Source organism: Pseudomonas sp. GW704-F2, from assembly GCF_059423025.1.
In genome coordinates, this window is record NZ_JBWKXO010000022.1 from 1 (window position 1) to 19059 (window position 19059).

At 60.4% G+C, this 19059-nt stretch carries 15 protein-coding genes; 5 read left to right on the forward strand and 10 right to left on the reverse strand.

All coding sequences use genetic code 11. The features are described 5' to 3' along the window. The 6 genes from AC07W0_RS18755 to urtA form a co-directional block, all read right to left on the reverse strand. The coding region (locus AC07W0_RS18755) for a hypothetical protein (protein ID WP_218260402.1) at positions 1-200 on the reverse strand (200 nt) is incomplete at its 3' end. 148 nt (positions 201-348) lie between these two features. Further along, positions 349-1038, reverse strand: coding sequence for an urea ABC transporter ATP-binding subunit UrtE (gene urtE, locus AC07W0_RS18760; protein WP_046383753.1), 690 nt, complete (start codon positions 1036-1038; stop codon positions 349-351). Between the two features lie 10 nt (positions 1039-1048). Continuing rightward, positions 1049-1807 (reverse strand): urea ABC transporter ATP-binding protein UrtD, encoded by a 759-nt coding sequence (urtD, locus tag AC07W0_RS18765; protein ID WP_102617896.1) that lies wholly within the window; start codon positions 1805-1807, stop codon positions 1049-1051. Next, positions 1804-2964, reverse strand: a complete 1161-nt coding sequence (urtC, locus tag AC07W0_RS18770) for an urea ABC transporter permease subunit UrtC (protein WP_102617897.1) — start codon at positions 2962-2964, stop codon at positions 1804-1806. The genes urtD and urtC overlap by 4 nt, the downstream gene beginning before the upstream one ends. A gap of 10 nt (positions 2965-2974) precedes the next feature. Next, a complete protein-coding gene (urtB, locus tag AC07W0_RS18775; protein WP_173677818.1) occupies positions 2975-3892 on the reverse strand; it encodes an urea ABC transporter permease subunit UrtB in 918 nt (305 codons plus the stop codon). A gap of 108 nt (positions 3893-4000) precedes the next feature. Beyond that, positions 4001-5209, reverse strand: coding sequence for an urea ABC transporter substrate-binding protein (gene urtA, locus AC07W0_RS18780; protein ID WP_024074866.1), 1209 nt, complete (start codon positions 5207-5209; stop codon positions 4001-4003). Positions 5210-5521: 312 nt separating this feature from the next. Between urtA and AC07W0_RS18785 the strand changes: the two genes are divergently transcribed. Next, entirely contained in the window at positions 5522-8899 is a 3378-nt protein-coding gene (locus tag AC07W0_RS18785) for an ATP-binding protein (protein ID WP_046488368.1), read from the forward strand. Continuing rightward, positions 8880-9578, forward strand: a complete 699-nt coding sequence (locus AC07W0_RS18790) for a response regulator (RefSeq protein WP_079443614.1) — start codon at positions 8880-8882, stop codon at positions 9576-9578. The genes AC07W0_RS18785 and AC07W0_RS18790 overlap by 20 nt, the downstream gene beginning before the upstream one ends. Here the strand turns inward: AC07W0_RS18790 and AC07W0_RS18795 are convergent. Next, entirely contained in the window at positions 9575-10687 is a 1113-nt protein-coding gene (locus AC07W0_RS18795) for an HD domain-containing phosphohydrolase (protein WP_102617898.1), read from the reverse strand. The two genes, AC07W0_RS18790 and AC07W0_RS18795, sit on opposite strands and share 4 nt — an antisense overlap. Continuing rightward, on the reverse strand, positions 10677-13538 hold the full coding sequence (locus AC07W0_RS18800) for an ATP-binding protein (RefSeq protein WP_309474173.1): 2862 nt from the start codon (positions 13536-13538) through the stop codon (positions 10677-10679). Before AC07W0_RS18800 ends, AC07W0_RS18795 begins: the two co-directional genes overlap by 11 nt. A gap of 396 nt (positions 13539-13934) precedes the next feature. Here AC07W0_RS18800 and AC07W0_RS18805 point away from each other — a divergent pair, with 396 nt between their 5' ends. Continuing rightward, a complete protein-coding gene (locus AC07W0_RS18805) occupies positions 13935-14813 on the forward strand; it encodes a GGDEF domain-containing protein (protein ID WP_057004789.1) in 879 nt (292 codons plus the stop codon). 130 nt (positions 14814-14943) lie between these two features. Here AC07W0_RS18805 and AC07W0_RS18810 read toward each other — a convergent pair whose 3' ends face one another. Beyond that, positions 14944-15855, reverse strand: coding sequence for a DMT family transporter (locus AC07W0_RS18810; RefSeq protein WP_102617900.1), 912 nt, complete (start codon positions 15853-15855; stop codon positions 14944-14946). A 260-nt stretch (positions 15856-16115) separates the two neighbouring features. Then, positions 16116-16946, reverse strand: a complete 831-nt coding sequence (locus AC07W0_RS18815; protein ID WP_046383761.1) for an IclR family transcriptional regulator — start codon at positions 16944-16946, stop codon at positions 16116-16118. A 242-nt stretch (positions 16947-17188) separates the two neighbouring features. On the opposite strand from AC07W0_RS18815, the gene AC07W0_RS18820 reads away from it, so the two are divergent. Together AC07W0_RS18820 and AC07W0_RS18825 are read left to right on the forward strand one after the other, a co-directional pair. Continuing rightward, positions 17189-18217, forward strand: a complete 1029-nt coding sequence (locus tag AC07W0_RS18820; RefSeq protein ID WP_102617901.1) for an ABC transporter ATP-binding protein — start codon at positions 17189-17191, stop codon at positions 18215-18217. Next, a complete protein-coding gene (locus AC07W0_RS18825; protein ID WP_102617902.1) occupies positions 18214-19059 on the forward strand; it encodes an ABC transporter permease in 846 nt (281 codons plus the stop codon). The genes AC07W0_RS18820 and AC07W0_RS18825 overlap by 4 nt, the downstream gene beginning before the upstream one ends.

A 19059-nucleotide genomic window follows, 5' to 3' on the forward strand; every position in this document is an offset into this window, starting at 1 on the left:
GCGTTTCTGTAGGAGCTGGCTTGCCAGCGAAGGTCGTTAACGATGACGCGCGTCGCCAGGATGAACGCGGTGCCTGGACGTTTTTCGCCGGCAGGTTCGCAGGTGTGCTTTTCTGTAGGAGCTGGCTTGCCAGCGAAGGTCGTTAACGATGACGCACGTCGCCAGGATGAACGCGGTGCCTGGGCGTTTTTCGCCGGCAAGCCGGCTCCTACAGGTCGGTTCGCAGCCCTGCGTTTCTGTAGGAGCTGGCTTGCCAGCGAAGGTCGTTAACGATGACGCGCGTCGCCAGGATGAACGCGGTGCCTGGGCGTTTTTCGCCGGCAAGCCGGCTCCTACAATCGGTCGCTGCTAGACGGACAGGTAGCGGCTGATGGTTGCCTCGTCCACCCGGTCCCGGGTTTCTTCGATCACGAAGCGGCCCTTTTCGATCACCAAAAAGCGGTCGGCGATTTCCAGGGTGAACGACAGCACCTGCTCCGAGACCACGATGGTCAGGTCCCTTAAGTTGCGAATCTCCTTCAGCGTGCGTGCGATGTCCTTGATGATCGACGGCTGAATGCCCTCCGTCGGTTCATCCAGCAGCAGCACCTTGGGGTTGGTCGCCAGCGCCCGTGCAATCGCCAACTGTTGCTGTTGCCCGCCGGACAGGTTGCCGCCCTTGCGCGACTGCATGTCGTAGAGCACCGGGAACAGCGCGTACAAGTCCTCCGGCACCTTGCCCCGCGCCGAGGCAGGCAGGCCGGTCTGGATGTTTTCCAGCACCGTCATGCTCGGAAAAATCATGCGGCCCTGGGGGACGTAGGCAATCCCGCGTTCAACCCGTTCATGGGTTTCCAGCGCCGACACATCGTGCCCGTCCACGCTGACCTGGCCTTTCCACTGCGGCAGGATGCCCATCAAGCTCTTGAACAACGTGGTCTTGCCCATGCCGTTACGGCCCATCACCGCGACGATCTCGCGCTTGGCCACGTTCAGGTCCAGGTCGTGGAGGATCTGGCTCTGCCCGTAGCCGCAGGACAACTGGTCGATCTTGAACATGCCGGACTCCTCAGTGGCCCAAATACACTTCGATGACTTTCGGATTACTTTGCACCGACTCCATGCTGCCCTCGGCGAGTATCTTGCCCTGGTGCAGCACCGTGACCTTGTGGGCGATGCTTTTGACAAACTCCATGTCGTGCTCGATCACCAGCACCGAGCGGCCCTGGCTGATGCGCTTGAGCAGCTCGGCGGTTTGCGCGCGTTCGTTGACGCTCATGCCGGCCACCGGTTCGTCGAGCATCAGCAACTCGGGGTCCTGCATCAACAGCATGCCGATCTCCAGCCACTGCTTTTGCCCGTGGGACAGCAAGTCCGCCTGTTGTTGCAGCAAATCGCCAAGGAAGATCTCCCGCGCCACCTCTTCCACCCGTGCGATCACCTGGGCATTGCGCTTGAAAAACAGCGCACCCCAGACCTTGCGCCCGGCCGGGTAAGACATCTCGAGGTTCTCGAACACCGTGAGGTTTTCGTAGATCGACGGGTTCTGGAACTTGCGCCCGACCCCGGCGCGCACGATGTTGTATTCGCGCATCGTGGTCAGTTCCTGCCCGTCGAACTGGATGCTGCCGCTGGTGGCGCGGGTCTTGCCGCAGATCAGGTCGAGCACCGTGGTCTTGCCGGCACCGTTGGGGCCGATGACCACGCGCACTTCATTGCGGTCGATATACAGGTTGAGGTTGTCGACCGCCTTGAAGCCGTCGAATGACACGGTGAGACCTTCGATGGCCAGCACCGGTTTGTTCATTTCAAAGCCGACGGCGGTCATGGCTGGGTCTCCAGGATTTTGCTTTCAGTCTTGGGCTTGACCAGCGGCGCCACGGCTTTCACCGGTGGTTGACGGCGCAGCAGCCGGGCCAATGCCTGCCGACCATGGCTGTCCCACAAGCCGGCCAGGCCATTGGGGAAGTACATGACCACGGCGATGAACAGCCCGCCCATCAGGTACAGCCACAGCTCGGGAAAGGACTCGGAAAAGTAGGTCTTGCCATAGTTCACCAGCAGCGCGCCGTACACCGCGCCGAGCAGCGACATGCGCCCGCCCACGGCGGCAAAGATCACCATCTCGATCGACGGCACGATGCCCACGAACGACGGCGACATAAAGCCCACCTGCAACGCGAACATGGCCCCGCCAATCGCCGAGAACGCCGCGGCCACGCAGAACACAAAGATCTTGAAGCTGGCCACGTCATACCCGGAAAAGCGCACGCGCTCTTCCTTGTCGCGCATCGCCATCAACAACCGGCCAAGCTTGGACGCGAGGATGAAGCGGCCGATGAAGATGCAGCCGAACAGCAACCCGGCGTTGATGAAGTACAGGAGCAGCTTCGCGCTGTCGGTGCGCAGGTCCCAGCCGAGCAGGGTCTTGAGGTCGGTGATGCCATTGACGCCGCCGGTCAGCCCTTGCTGGCCGACGATCAGCACGGTGAGGATCAGCGCAATCGCCTGGGTCACGATGGAGAAATACACATCGCCCACGCGCCGCTTGAACAAGGCCATGCCGATAACGAACGCAAGCAGCACCGGCACCGCAATCACCGCCACCAGGGTAAAGCTGAAACTGTGAAACGGTTGCCACAACCAGGGCAGTTCGGTGATCTGGTTCCAATCCATGAAGTCCGGGATGCCCGGCGTGGACTGGATCTTGGTGCTTTCCGGGTCGGACGCTTCCAGCTTGAGGAACATCGCCATGCAGTAGCCGCCGACGCCGAAGAACACGCCCTGCCCCAGGCTGAGAATGCCGCCATAGCCCCAGCACAGCACCAGCCCCACCGCGACAAACGCGTAGGTCAGGTACTTGCCGACCATGTTCAGGCGAAACGCATCCAGGGTCAGGGGGAACACCACGAGAATCAGCAGCGCCAGCAGCGCGATGCCGATCAGGTTTTGCTGGCCGCCCAGCAGCTTGTCTAAAGCCTTCATCTGCTCGCCTCTACTTGCGCACTTTGATGGAGAACAACCCTTGCGGGCGCAGCATCAGGATCAGAATCACCGAGGACAAGGTCAGCACCTTGGCCATCGAGCCACTGAGGAAAAACTCCGACAGCGATTGCGTCTGGGCGATCACGAACGCCGAGGCAATGGTGCCGAACAGGCTTTGCGCGCCGCCGAACACCACCACCAGAAAGGTGTCGACGATGTACTGCGAACCCGCCGTCGGCCCGGTGGAACCGATGGTGGTGAACGCCGCACCGGCCACCCCGGCCACGCCGCAACCGAGGGCGAAGGTCATGCGGTCGACCTTGCGCGTATTGATCCCGACCGCGCGGCTCATCAGGCGATTCTGCACCGTCGCACGCACCTGCAGGCCCCAACGCGAGCGGTACAGCATCAGGAAGATCGCCGCCGTCAGCAGCACGGTCAGGGCCATCATGAACATGCCGTTACGCGGGATTTCAATCGCGTCGGTGAAGTTCACCGAGCCCATCAGCCAGGCCGGCGGCTCGGCGCTGACCTCCCGGGCGCCGAACACCGAGCGGAAGGTTTGCTGCATCACCAGGGACAGGCCCCAGGTTGCCAGCAAGGTATCCAGCGGCCGCTTGTACAAGCGGCTGATCATCGCCCATTCCACCAACCAGCCCACCGCGCCGGCAACGAGGAACGACAGGGCAATGGCGAAGAAGAAGTAATAGGGTTGAAAACTCGGCGCAAAGTGCGCGGTGAGGCTGGAACACACGTAGGTGGTGTAGGCGCCGATGGTCAGGAATTCTCCGTGGGCCATGTTGATCACGCCCATCTGGCCGAAAATGATCGCCAGCCCCAACGCCATCAGCAACAGCACGCAGAACACGGACAAGCCGTTGAACCCCTGCATCGCCGCGATGGCTCCAAATTCCGATAGCCATTCCATGATGATGGTCTCCTGAGAGCGGGAGGTGATAGTTGGAATGCGATGTGCTTTTGCTCTATGTGGGAGGGGGCAAGCCCCCTCCCACATTTGAATCGGTGTGCTTGAAGGTTATTGGTAACCCTTTGGAAACGGGTTCGGTTCGATCAGATCCGACTCGTAGATCACCTTGAACTGGCCGTTGGGCTGCACTTCACCGATGCGCGACTTGCTCCACAGGTGGTGGTTCTCGTGAATCTTCACGTAGCCTTCGGGCGCGGTTTTCAGTTCGATGCCCGGGGAGGCGGCGACGACTTTATCCACGTCGAAACTGCCGGCCTTCTCCACCGCCGCTTTCCACAGCCATGGGCCGAGGTAAGCCGCCTGGGTCACGTCGCCGATCACCGCATCCTTGCCGTACTTGGCCTTGAAGGCTTCGACGAAGGCTTTGTTGTTCGGGTTGTCCAGGCTCTGGAAGTACTTCATCGAGGCATAGAAGCCGGCCATGTTTTCGCCGCCGATGCCGAGCAGTTCGTCTTCGGTCACCGACAGGGTCAACAGGGTTTGCTTGGACGCATTCACGCCCGCCGCGTTGAGCTGTTTGTAGAACGCCACGTTGGAACCGCCCACCACGGCGGCGAAGACCACATCAGGCTTTTTCAGCTTGACCTTGTTGATCAGCGAACCGAACTGGGTGTTGCCCAGCGGGTAGTAGTCTTCGCCGACCACGGTGCCGTGCAGTACGTTTTCAATGTGCTTGCGCGCGATCTTCATCGACGTGCGCGGCCAGATGTAATCGGAGCCGACCAGGTAGAAGGTCTTGGCACCTTTGGTCTTGGCGATCCAATCCAGGCTGGCGAGGATCTGTTGGGTGGCTTCCTGCCCGGTGTAGATCACGTTTTTCGACTGTTCCAGGCCTTCGTAGAAGGTCGGGTAGTAGAGCAGGCCGTTTTCTTTCTCGAAGATCGGCAGCACGGCTTTACGCGAGGCCGAGGTCCAGCAGCCGAACACGGCGGCGACTTTGTCGTTGACCAACAGCTTCTTGGCCTTTTCGGCGAAGGTCGGCCAGTCGGAGGCGCCGTCCTCCTGGATCACTTTGATCTGGCGTCCCAGAATCCCGCCCGAGGCGTTGATTTGCTCGATGGCCAGGCGTTCGGCCTGGATCGAGCCGGTCTCGGAGATAGCCATGGTGCCGGTGGCCGAGTGCAACTGGCCGACGGTGACTTCGGTCGGCGTCACGGCCAGGCCTTCGTTGTCGGCCAGCACGCCCTGGCTGAACAGCGCGGCCGCCAGCAACGACAGGGCCAACAACGGTTTGGAGCGGATCAATCGTGGTTCCATGGGGCGACTCCTCTGCAATGAGGGCTCCAGCATGGCGGCAGCAGGCCAGCGCGGGTATACGCAGCCTGACGTAACGCAGTACGTCATTTGACGTATGCCGTTGCGCACCAATGCAGGGCAGGATCGCGTCCGCCCAGCCACCGCTGACCCATGTGGGAGGGAGCTTGCTCCCGATGGCGATGGGTCAGTCAACTGATTAGCGACTGACACAGCGTCATCGGGAGCAAGCTCCCTCCCACATTTGGCTCCCAGCGCAGTCGAGGGCATGGAACTTGCTCACTCCCTTCGTCCACTCTGCGGAGCCTCACCATCGTGCAATCCCCTCCCGGCACCCAGCGCATCGTCAAGATCCGCCGCGACTACAACTCTTGGGTCGCCGACGAGACCATGGAAGACTACGCCCTGCGCTACACCCCCAAATCCTTTCGCAAGTGGTCGGAGCTGCGCATCGCCAACACCGCCCTGGGCGCGGTGTCGTTCCTGGCGCTGGAGGCGATCGGCGGCGTCTTGGTGCTGAGTTACGGCTTCACCAACACCTTCTGGGCGATCCTGGCCATCAGCCTGGTGATCTTCCTTACCGGCCTGCCCATCAGCTATTACGCCGCCCGCTATGGCGTGGACATGGACTTGCTGACCCGTGGCGCCGGCTTCGGCTATATCGGTTCAACCATCACCTCGCTGATCTACGCCAGCTTCACCTTCCTGTTCTTCGCCCTGGAAGCGGCGATCATGGCGCTGGCACTGGAGTTGTATTTTCATATCCCGCTGGCCTTCGCCTATGTGATCTGCTCGCTGCTGGTGATTCCGCTGGTGGCCTACGGCGTCACGCTGATCAGTCGCCTGCAACTGTGGACCCAACCGCTGTGGCTGTTTTTGCTGGTGTTGCCCTATGGCTTCGTGTGGTGGAAAAACCCCGACGCGTTCAGCGACTGGACCAGCTTTGTCGGGCGCAGCGGCGACGGCGGCGGTTTCAACCTGCTGGCGTTCTGCGCCGCCTGTACCGTGGCGCTGTCGCTGGTGACGCAGATCGGCGAGCAAGTGGACTACCTGCGCTTTCTCCCGGAAAAGACCGCCGCCAACCGCAAGCGCTGGTGGGCCGCCCTGCTCTGCTCCGGCCCCGGCTGGATTATCCCCGGCGCGTTGAAGATGTTTGGCGGCGCGTTCCTGGCGTTCCTTGCCCTGCAACATGAAATCCCCATGGAACGCGCCGCCGAGCCGACCCAGATGTACCTGGTCGCCTTCCGTTATGTGTTCAGCTCGCCGGAGTGGGCCCTCGGCGCCATGGTGCTGTTCGTGTTCATCTCGCAGATGAAGATCAACCTGACCAACGCCTACGCCGGCTCCCTGGCCTGGTCGAACTTCTTCGCCCGCGTCACCCACAGTCACCCCGGGCGCGTGGTGTGGCTGGTGTTCAACGTGGCCATTGCGTTGATGCTGATGGAGCTGGGCGTGTTCGATGTGATCGATCAGGTGCTGGGGCTGTACGCGAATATTGCGATTGCCTGGATCGGTACATTGGTCGCCGACCTGGTGATCAACAAGCCCCTGGGACTGTCGCCCAAACACATCGAGTTCAAGCGCGCGCACCTCTACGACATCAATCCGGTGGGTGTCGGCTCGATGCTGATTGCCTCGCTGCTGTCGATCCTCGCCCACTTCGGCCTGTTTGGCGCCCTGGCCCAGGCCGCGCCGCCCTTTGTCGCCCTCGGCACGGCGCTGGTGATGGCGCCGCTGTTGGCCTGGATGACCCAGGGCAAGTACTACATCGCGCGCACCAGCGACGCCCAATTGATTCACCCGGTGGCACCCGCCACCCATGCGGTCTGCGGGCTGTGCAGCAACCCGTTCGAGACGGCGGACATGGCGTTCTGCCCGGCCTACAGCACGCCCATCTGTTCGTTGTGTTGCTCATTGGATGCGCGCTGCGGCGACCGTTGCAAACCCCATGCGCGGCTGGTCAGCCAGTTCGAAGGCGTGCTGCGCCGGTTGCTGCCCAACAGCCTGATGCCGCGCCTGCATACGCGGCTGGCCCATTACCTGGGGCTGTTATCGGTGCTGGTGCTGCTGCTCGCCGGCGCCCTGGCCTTGATCTACGTGCAGGCGGCCCAGGGTTTGCCGCATTCCGAGACCTTGTACCAGGCGTTCTTCAAAGCGTTCCTGACCCTGTCGGTGCTGGCCGCCGTACTTGCCTGGTGGGTGGTGCTGACCCGCGAAAGCCGCCGCGTCGCCCAGCAGGAATCCGACCGCCAGACCCTGCTGCTGATGCAGGAAATCGACGCCCACAGCCTCACCGACCAGGCCCTGCAACAGGCCAAGGAAGCCTCGGAAGCCGCCAACGCCGCCAAGAGCCGCTACGTCACCGGGCTGTCCCACGAGCTGCGCACACCGCTGAACAGCATCCTCGGTTTCACCCAGATCCTGCAGCGCGACAGCGCCATGCCCGAGCAACACCAGGACGCGCTGGCGACCATCCTGCGCAGCGGCTCGCACTTGCTGTCATTGATCGACGGCCTGCTCGACGTGGCCAAGATCGAGGCCGGCAAGCTACGCCTGGAACTCACCGAAATCCCCTTCCCCGAACTGATCCACGACCTGGAGCAGATGTTCACCCCCCAAGCTCAGGACAAGGGCCTGCGCTTTCGCCTGGACTGCGTCGGCAAGATCCCCGCCGTGGTGCGCGGTGATGAAAAACGCGTGCGCCAGATCCTGATCAACCTGCTCGGCAATGCGGTGAACTTCACCGACAGCGGCGAAGTGTGCCTGCGGGTCAGCTACATGCGCGAGACCGCCAACTTTGAAATCATCGACACCGGCATCGGCATCGACCCCGGGCAGATCGAGCGGATCTTCCAGCCGTTCGAGCGCGGCGACCTGATGCGCCAGGACAAAGGCGTAGGCCTGGGGCTGACCATCACGCGCATGCTCACCGCGCTGATGGGCGGCGAGCTACGCGTTACCAGCGAGCTGGACAAGGGCACCTGTTTCCAGGTGCGCCTGTTCCTGTCCCAGGTGCGCGCGCCGCAGGCGGTGGTGCATGTGGAACACGACATCATCGGCTACCAGGGCGCACGCCGGCGCATTCTGGTGGTGGACGACCATGTGGACCACCGCAAGGTGCTCAGCGGCATGCTCACACCTCTGGGCTTTGAGGTGATCCAGGCGAGCAACGGCCAGGATGCAATTCGCCAGGTCGCGCTGCTGGCGCCGGACCTGATCCTGATGGACCTGTCGATGCCGACCCTGGACGGCCTGGAAACCAGCCGGCTGATCCGCCGTAATGCGCTGTCCACCGCGCCGATCATCGTGATCTCGGCCAACGCCTTTACCGACGACCGCGAGCGCAGCATCGCCGCCGCCTGCAACGACTACCTGGCCAAGCCGGTGCGTACCCCGGAACTGCTCGGACGCCTGCAACAACACCTCGGCCTGCAATGGCTGCGACGCACCAAAACCTTCGTCGCACCGCCACCACCCAGCGTGCTGCCGAGCGCCGACGACCTCGCCGTGCTCGCCGAACTCAGCGCGATCGGCTACGTGCGGGGGCTGCACGAAAAACTCGACACGATCCTCGAACACCGCCCGGACGCCGCACCGTTCATCAGCAAAGTGCGCGGGTTGCTCAAGGGTTTCCGCCTGGATGAACTCAACCGAACCCTCAAGGAGGCCGAAGATGAATGTACTCACCCGTAGCACTGAACCCGGCGTGGTACTGATCGTCGACGACACCCCGGACAACCTGGCCATGCTCTCCGACGCCCTCGACGACGCCGGCTACATGGTGCTGGTGGCGCTCGACGGGCTCAGCGCGCTGAACCGCGTGCAACGCCGGCGCCCGGACCTGATCCTGCTGGACGCGATGATGCCGGGCCTGGACGGTTTCGAGACCTGCCGCCGGCTCAAGGCGTTACCTGCCAGCGCGGACATCCCGGTGGTGTTCATGACTGGGCTGACCGACAGCAAGCATGTGGTGCAAGGCTTTGAAGTGGGCGGCAGCGACTACGTGACCAAGCCGATCCAGACCGACGAGGTGCTGGCGCGCGTGGCGGCGCATTTACGCACCTCGCGCATCCTGCTGTCGGCGCGGGCGGCGACGCAACCGAGTGTGTTGACCCTGGAGGATGAGCCGGCGCACAAGCTGTTGTCGGCACGCTTTCAACTGACCGAGCGCGAGGTCGAGGTGCTGCGCTGGGTGGCGTGCGGCAAGACCAATCGGGACATCGGCGATATCTTGGGGCTGAGCCCGCGGACGGTGAACAAGCACCTGGAACATGTGTATGTGAAGTTGGGGGTGGAGACGCGCACGGCGGCGACGTCGGTGGCCTTGGCCGCGATGAGCCCGAGCCGGGCGCCCATGTTGGCGACGTTTTAATGTGGGAGCTGGCCAGTGCCCGCATCGGCTTGTCGTTGCTTGTGTACGCCAGCCAGTTCGGCGTCATCCTCGATGAGTTGTTCAACCGGGCCGAAACAGCGGCGCATCACCGTCACCAGCTCCGGATCAAAATGCACGCCCGATTGCTCAAGAATATAGGCCTGCGCCCGTTCAGGGCTCCAGGCCCGCTTATAGGGACGTTCCATACGCAACGCGTCATAGACATCACACAACGCGACAATCCTTGCCGACAGCGGAATGTCCTTTCCGGCAAGCCCTTGCGGATAGCCGCTGCCGTCCCATTTTTCATGGTGACCATAGGCAATGTCCGCGGCCATATCGGTCAGGTCCGTGGCGTGTGCATCTTGCAGGATTGCATGGCCGATGCGCGGATGCTCCATCATCTGCTGGCGTTCCGGCACGGTTAATGGGCCTTCCTTGTGCAAGATCCGATCAGGAATGCCGATTTTCCCCAAGTCATGCATCGGCGCCGCCAATCGAATCAGCTCGCACCACCTCTGCGGCATACCGATTGCTTCGGCCATCAAGGCTGCGGTTTCGCCAATGCGCAATACATGGGCGCCCGTTTCATCATCGCGATAGCAGGCCGCACGACTCAATGCGCGGATCATGGCGCAATAACTTTCCTGCAACTGAGCGGTGCGCTCAAACACCCTTTGCTCCAACTCGCTGTTCAGGTCTTGCAACTGGCGGGTGGCATGGGACAAGCGCAGAGCGTTGCGTATGCGCAATAGCAGCTCAGGCAAATCCAACGGTTTGGTCAGATAATCGTTGGCCCCCAGTTCAAGGCCGAGACGCCGGCTTTGCGGCTCGCTCAATGCCGTCAAGATAATCACGGGAGACCTTGAGCGATTGCGATCGCTGAGTTGGCGCAGAATCTCAAACCCATCGGGCGCGGGCATATCCAGATCCAATAGCAGCAAATCCCACGGTTGCTCTTTGAGCCAAACCAGCCCGCTGGCCGAGTCGGCGAAACTCAAGACGTTGCGCAAACCGAAGGCTTTCAGGCTGGACTCCAGCAAGCGCAGGTTCGCAGCCACATCATCGATAATCACAATTCGGGTATCGGCGGGGATATCACTGAACATTCGGTTTCTCCACTTGCATCATCGCGCGTATGAGTTCGCGTAGCTCATTGGGTTCCAGCGGTTGTTTAAGCACTGCTTGAAACTCACACCCCAACGTCGCGAGCAGGTGTGGTGATGTACACAGCAGAATAAGAAGGATTTGATCGCCACCTGGCAAACGTCGTAACCGCGACAGCGCATCGGTCAAGTCATTTCCCAGTAAGTCACAGTCAATCAGCATGACGTCCGGCGCCGTGTCGCGCCGTACCTGCTCCAGACACTGCGCAAGCGTTCCGTGGCGCAGTTCCACCATGCCCGTCAACGTGTCTTCAAGACAGCGCAGCGTCTCCTCGTCCTGCCCCACGAAACACAGCGAGAGCAAGCGCTTGTGGACCTTGGGTGCCGCGATGCCTTGGGGCAGATCGACCCAAAAGCGACTGCCGACGCCCGTTTCGCTGATGAGCCCCATGCTGCCGTTCATCAACGTGGCGAGTTCTCGGCACAACGCAAGGCCGATACCGGTGCCTTGGATCGCGGTGTTTTCCTGGCCCAAACGCTGGAACGGCTCGAACAGCGCGCCTTGCAGGGCCGCAGAAATACCTGCGCCGCCATCTTCGACAAACACCCGCACGCGCCCCTTGTCATGGAGTTCAGCCCCCATGAACAAGCGACCGTGAGGGCGGTTGTACTTGATGGCGTTGGACAGCAGGTTCAGCAGGATCTGGCGCAGGCGTCTGGCATCGGCCAGCACACTCAGCGCGGGGCTCGTCGACTGCAACTCAAGGTCAAGACCCGCAGCCTTGGCCTGGGAACGGACCATTTCGGCACATTCGCGCATCAGTCCGTCGACCTCCAGGACACGCATCTGCAAGCGCGGCGCCTCCGCCTGCAGGCTCGACCAGTCGAGCAAATCGTCGACCAGGTGAGCCAGATGCTGGCTGGCGCCCAGGATCTCATCAAGGGATTTGGCCTCCTCCTGCCCATCGGCCACTTGCAGGCGCAATAACTGGGCGAATCCATGAATCGAATTCAGCGGTGTGCGTAATTCGTGGCTCATGCTGGAGATAAAACGCGACTTCGCCTTGCTCGCCCCTTGCGCTTCAAGGGTACGGCGACGCAGATCCTCTTCAACCTGTTTAAGCGTGTCGATATCGACAAACGTACCTGCGGATAAACGCATGCGCGCATCGGGAGACTCGATCAGGCGTCCACGGCACAAAAACCAGATTGGCGAGCCATCGGGCCGCAATAAACGTAACTCCAGGTCGATCACCGACGCGGTGCCGGTGCGCAACGCGTTGAGTGCCTGATCAAGCGCCTGCACATCTTCGGGGTCGACGTGATCGTAAAAACAGAAGCGCTCCAGTTGGCACGCCGGCACCCCGAAACGCGTGCAGAACGCTTCGCTCAACGACAGGCGGTCAGTATCCAGGCGGTATTCCCAGAGCCCGGCGGTGATGCTTTCAACGACAAGATTGAGGCGGTTCTGCGCCGCGTTGCGCCGTGCTTCACTGGATGACAGTTGGGCGCCCATTGACAGCACGTTGCCCGCCATTTCATCCAGCTCACGAATGCTCGAACGCGCGCGCTGCGGGAGCCACTGGCCGTGACCAATTTGCTGCAGCATGTCTCTGATATCGCGGATCGGCCGCCGCAGGCTATGGCTCAATTTACGCGCACGAATCCACATGTAACTGAAGAACGCGAGGTAAAACATCACCAGGCCGGCAATCATCAAATAGCCGATGTTGCGGTAATGGAGCGCCAAGCTGTTCGTGGCCGCCATGACGTCTTCTTCATCGGCGACCGCCAGCAATCGCCAGCCCGCCGGCTTCACTTCGGCCCATGCGACCAGATGGGAGCGCCCGTTGAGCACGATTTCGGCGCTGCCACGACTATTGCGCGCGACAGCGGCCGCCAACTCCCGAGGGTCCACCGCATCGATCAGATTTGAACCCGCAAGGTTGACCGCGCCTTCATTCGTGGCCTTTGCCCCCGAACCACTCCAGTTGCCTTTTTCAAAGTCATGTTCGGCTTCGGGCGGTAACACCATGATCTTCATGTCCGCGCCGACGAGCATCAAGTACCCGCCCCACGGCACCTTAAGCGTGGAAATTTCTTTCAGCAGATCGCCCACGGTGATATCCAGCCCGACCACGCCTTCGAGAAAGTTGCGCTCATAAACAGGCGCGATCGCGGACATCATCAAGCCATGACCCGCCGGGTCGAGGTAGACGTCAGTCCAGCGAACCCCTCGCTGCGGGTTATGTTCGGCATCGGCCAGATAATAAAAGTTATAACCGGGTATCTGCATATCATGCGGATATTGTTCATCGGCGCGAATCCACGGATAAATCCGGTTGTAACTGTCCCACGTATTGAAATAGACACTGGCGACCATCGCTTCATGATCTTTGATCGCACGCATCAATGGGTCGAGGCTGGACAACTTCTGCACTTTACCCAGGTTCTGTTGCGCGACAGGTGTGACCGACGAGTAGAACGACGCCGCTCCGCCCAGGTCTTTTCCACTGTAAAGAGCCCCATCGGCAGAAGTGCTTAATGTTTCACTCAAGGGTGTTGAGGCGGCACGCAGTGAGTTGGCCGTCATATCCGCAAATAGCTGAGTGACATCGGCGATGTGGGTTAATTGATCTTGGATGATTCGGGTGTTTTGGTCGGCAGTTGCGCCAAGGCTTTCAATTGCACTGCGTTCCAAATAATCGAGTTGCGATACACGGATCGCCTGATTGGTCAGCAGGTAACAAGCAATCAGAATCGTCTCCACCAGGACCAACGGGATTAATGCACTCTGCATGAACGCCCGCCAGATCCACTGACGCAAGCCTATTTGAGAAGAGCTTTCATTCACTACCAGCACTCCTGCAAATGGCATCAGCCTGTTATTTGTATAGTGGCAATACGATGTCAAAAAAACGATAGCTCATTCGGTGAAACGTTTCCATACTTTTTATGAGGGCAATCATTGAAAATGACTGGAGCGCTGTACTGCGCGCCGCAAGCGAAATGGAAGAATCAAGCGCGGCGGTCAATCGTCTGCTGACTGGGCTTGGCTCGCATCAAGGCGGATAAATCCAGGGCAAACAGCTTCCGCGTTTAGGCAGACACCATCGCACCAAGCAAGAGTGGCATGAGGTCGTATTCGCCTGGCATACGTGCTCCCATACTTGCCGGTAAGATTACTCGCCGCTGGCCTTATCGATCAGGCTATGATCGCGCTCTATGAATCGGATATCCCCCATGACTTATGGCCGTTGACCTACAAGCGCTCTACCCCAAACTGATCCATCTGATGTTGGATACAGTGTTTGTGGTTGATAGAGACGACCACATTGTTTTTGTGAGTGATGCCTGTGAGGCCCTGCTGGGTTACCGTCCTGACGAGCTGAACGGCACCCCTATCACCCGCTATATGCATCCTGAAGACCTGGCTAGCACACGGGACTCGATTGCCCGCGTCATGAATGGTCAATTCCACTTCGATTTCCGCAACCGTTACATCCGCAAGGACGGAGGCGTCGTGTACATCCTGTGGGCGGCATTCTGGTCGGAAGAGGTTGGTGCAAGGATTGGCGTCGCACGCAACGTGACGGCTTTGACTCAGGCCGAGGAGGAGTTACGTTTCCTCGCGCATCATGATCCGCTGACAAAACTAACCAACCGCTCGATTTTCAGTGATCGACTGAAATCTGCCCTGCACGTCGCGCACCGTCACAATAGTCAGTTGGCTTTGCTGTTTCTGGATATCAATGACTTCAAGAGTATCAATGACGTCCATGGCCACGCCGCGGGGGATCGTATTCTTTGCATGATTGCTCGACGTCTAGAAAGCTGCATACGTGAGACGGATACCGTGGCCCGGATGGGCGGCGATGAATTTACGGTGCTGTTGACCGATATCCAGTCGAGAGACGCCATTTCCAAGAAGTTAGAACAGATTCACGACGTCATGGCTGCGCCACTACCGCCTGAATTCGGCGCACTCAAGATGCCGTCGTGCAGTATCGGCGTTGCCTATTATCCCGAGGACGGCAAGGATGCCGACACATTGCTCACCTACTCGGATAATGAAATGTACCGGATGAAAAGGCATCGTTTTTTAGACAATAAAGAGCCCGGTACATAAGTCAAACTCAAGAAGTGCGTCCGCCCGGCCAAGTCATCCAGCGGACGGCGCAAAACCGAGACATGGTATTCACTTACGTAGTCACCCGCCCATCAGATGAGAAATCGTTGAGGGCAGTTGAGTGGTTGGATCAATCCGAGGCAGGTGCGGGTTCTTGCTTCGGTTTGCTCTTGCTGAGAACGAACCACACCGCTAAACAAATAAGCCCGCCGCCGTACAAATGTGCGGCCGAAAGACGTTCACCAAGGAACATCACACCCCACAGTACGCCAAAGGGAGGGATAAGGAAGGTCACGGTCAGCGAACGCACCGGCCCGATATCCGCGATCAGGCGGAAATACAGAATGTACGCACACGCGGTGCAGATGAAACCCAGCGCAACCAGTGCTATCCAAACCTGCGGGTTACCCCAGGTCGTCGGTGGGTTTATCGCGGTTGAGATTCCAAAGAACGGCACGAGAAACAGCGTCGCGCCAATCTGACTGCCAAAAGCTACGAGTTTCGCGTCCAGCCCCCCCTTGTCAGCTACCCATCGTTTAGCCAGAAATCCGGCTGCGCCGTAACAACTGGTGGCGACTAAACACGCCAGCGCGCCCATGACCACGCTCATTGAAAGTGTGACGGGGCCGGTGCTGGTCAGCAACGTAATGCCCATAATCCCGATCAACACGCCGGCAGCTTTTTTCAGTGTCAACGGATCGTTGAAACACATCCAACCGATCAAGACGCCCATCATCGGTGTGGTCGCATTGAAAATGGCTGAATAGCCGGCAGGTAACAGCAGTGCCGCCACGCTATACATCAAAAATGGGATGCCCGAATTGATAACACCCAACACCATGATCTGCCGGAGCTTGCCGTTGAAGTCGACGCTGGTGTTTAAAATGGCAAGAATGACGGCCAAGCCAATGGCCCCCAACAACACGCGGAAAAATGCCGTCGGCAATGCGCCCAGAACAGGAGCCGAGATACGCATGAAGAGAAAACTGGCGCCCCAGATCGCCGCCAGCGCAAGTAGTCGAACATAATCGGATAATTTCATGGGTTGCCTTCGGCGCTGTTCGTTAACTAAAAAGATGACTCGAGAGTTGCATCGCTGATGTCGGGCAATCCAAAAAGTTGTTGGCGTGGTTAAGGGGAAAAGAGCAGCTATACGGAAGCCATGGTGGACGCCTCTAAGTTTGGAGTCTCACCGTAAGGGTGTTCGAAATGTACCCGCACTCCGATTCTTGCTGCCGAAAACGGATGTGCGGCAAGGGGCTTGGACGCTACGCTCTGGAGCTGGCGCGCAATCTGGATGACCTACCCACCAAAGGTCTGTGAGGGCCGGCGCAGCGTCGGATCAAACGGATTGATCCGGGGCCCGATCGCCGCTGCTTCGCGCTTGAGCAACTCCACCACCATCGGCAAGCGACTCGGCCCCAATCGGTCGCTGATGGTCGCCACGCTCAATGCTGCCACCGCGTGGCCGTCCCGGTTCAGGATCGGCACCGCCAATCCCGCCATGCCTTCCAGCACACCGGTATTGCGCGCCGCATAACCCAGATTGCGCACGTTCTCCACTTCCGAACGCAACAGCACCTCGTCATACAGGTGAAAATCCTTGAGCCTTGGCAAGTTGTAGCGGATCACCGTCTCGCGCTCTTCCTCCGGCAAAAAGGCCAGGATCGCCAGGCTGCCCTGCCCCACGCCCAATGCCACGCGCCCGCCGATATCACCCGTGAAAGTACGAATCGGGTACGGGCCTTCGCTGCGGTCCAGGCAGATCGCATCAAAGCCGCTGCGCGCCAGCAAAAACAATGAATCCCCCAGGGACGCACTGAGGCGCAGCATGCTCGGCCTTACCAGGTCGCGCAGGTTGCCGGTCTTGCCCGCGTTCGCCGCCAGAGCGAAGAACTCCAGGCTCAGGCGATAGCGTTTGCTGCGCGCGTCCTGCTCGACCATACCTTCATCCATCAGGCTGCGCAGCAGGCGGTGGGTGGTGGGTTGGGACAGGCCGACCTGTTGTGCGAGCTGGGTCACGCGTTCGCCGCCGTCGGGCACGCCGCCCAAGGTACGCAGCAATGCGAACAAGCGAGACACGCCGCCCGCCCCCACTTCCTTGGTATTTTCATTCCGCTCAGTAGAATTCATAGCGTGTTATCTCATCAATAATTCTTGTCAGTGAATAAAACTGAAAAAAACACTCCATTCAGTGAAATTCTATCTTTCGCCCATCCTAGTCTTCGTCCTAATCTGCGTCCACAGGGGCGAAATGAACAACAACCGGCAGCCGACTCAAGATCGAGCGCCAACGCACCCGCAACACCCTTTTCGCATCTGCCCAAAACAAAAAAGCGCGTTTCGACGCGACTCAAAAAAGGTGGAACGCAGACATGGCATTTCTCCAACTCAACGCCTTGAGCAAACGCTACGGCGCCGTCGACGCGGTGGTCGCCACTGACCTTGCGGTGGAAAAAGGCGAGTTCGTTTCCCTGCTCGGCCCCTCGGGCTGCGGCAAGACCACCACCCTGCAAATGATCGCCGGCTTCGTCGACGTGAGCGCTGGGCAGATCCTGCTCGACGGTCGCGACATCACCTACGCCAAGCCCGCCAGCCGTGGCCTGGGCGTGGTGTTCCAAAGCTATGCGCTGTTCCCGCACATGACCGTGCGCGACAACATCGCCTTCGGCCTGAAGATGCGCAAAGTGCCGGCCGCCGAGATCGCCGCCAAGGTCAAGACCGTGCTGGAGCTGGTGCGCCTGGCCCCCCACGCCGACCGTTACCCCCGTGAATTGTCCGGCGGCCAGCGCCAACGCGTGGCCCTGGCGCGCGCGCTGGTGATCGAGCCGCCGGTGTTGTTGCTGGATGAGCCGCTGTCCAACCTCGACGCGAACCTGCGCGAAGAGATGCAGTTTGAAATCCGCCGCATCCAGCACGCGGTGGGCATCACCACCCTGATGGTCACTCATGACCAGGCCGAGGCGCTGTCCATCAGCGACCGTGTGGTGGTGATGCAGGCCGGGCGCGTGACGCAGATCGACGTGCCCTACAAGCTGTATGAACACCCGCGGACGCGCTTTATCTCGGACTTCGTCGGCAAGGCTAACCTGCTGGCCGGCGATTACGACGCACGCGGCATCCCGCAGGTGCGCCACGCCGCGGGTGACGGCGAACTGGTCTTGAGCCTGCGCCCGGAAAAAATCCAGCTGGTGGGCGCAAGCGAAGGTCGCCTGCAAGGCCAGGTGCTCGACCGCTACTTCTTCGGCAGCCAGTGGCTGTACCGAATCCATACCGCGCTGGGCGAAATCACCGTGGTGCGCAGCAACGACGGCAGCGCGCCGCTGGGTTGCGGCGCGGCAGTCGGCCTGGACTGGCAAGCCGAGTTGCTGCGGGTGCTGACGGCGGATGAGGTACACCCATGAGTCGCGGTTATCTACTCTCGCTGCCGGCGTTGCTGCTGTTCGCCGGGCTGCTGATTCTGCCGCTGGGCCTGACCCTGGTGCTGTCGTTCAACGTGTTCGACTACCAAGTGGGGGTGAAGGCCGACGAGTGGACCTTGGCTCATTACCTGGCGTTGTTCAGCGACGCGTACTTCTACGAAATCTTCTGGCGCACCTTCTGGATCAGCGCGCTAGTGACGCTGCTCTGCGTAGTGATTGGCGTGCCCGAAGCCTACATCCTCAGCCGCATGGGTACGCCGTGGCGCTCGATCTTCCTGATCCTGATCCTCACGCCGTTGTTGATTTCGGTGGTGGTGCGAGCGTTCGGCTGGAGCCTGCTGCTCGGCGCCGACGGGCTGGTCAACCAGGTGATCCAGGCACTGGGCGGGCGCCCGGTGAAGCTGTTGTACACGCCGTTCGCGGTGATCATTGCGCTGGTACACGTGATGCTGCCGTTCATGATCATTCCAGTGTGGACCTCCCTGCAAAAGCTCGACCCCTCGGCCGAACAGGCGGCTTTGTCGCTCGGCGCGAGCCAGGCCACGGTGATGCGCAAGATCGTGTTGCCCCAGGTAATGCCGGGCGTGCTGCCCGGCACCCTGATCGTGTTCGGCCTGGCCGCCAGCTCCTTTGCGATCCCCGGCCTGCTCGGTGGGCGGCGCCTGAAAATGGTCGCCACCGTGGTGTACGACCAGTACCTCTCGGAACTCAACTGGCCCATGGGCGCGACCATCGCGGTGGTCCTGCTGTTGGTCAATCTGCTGATCATGCTGAGCTGGAACCGCATGGTCGAAGGCCGCTACAAAAAGTCCCTGGGGGTTTAA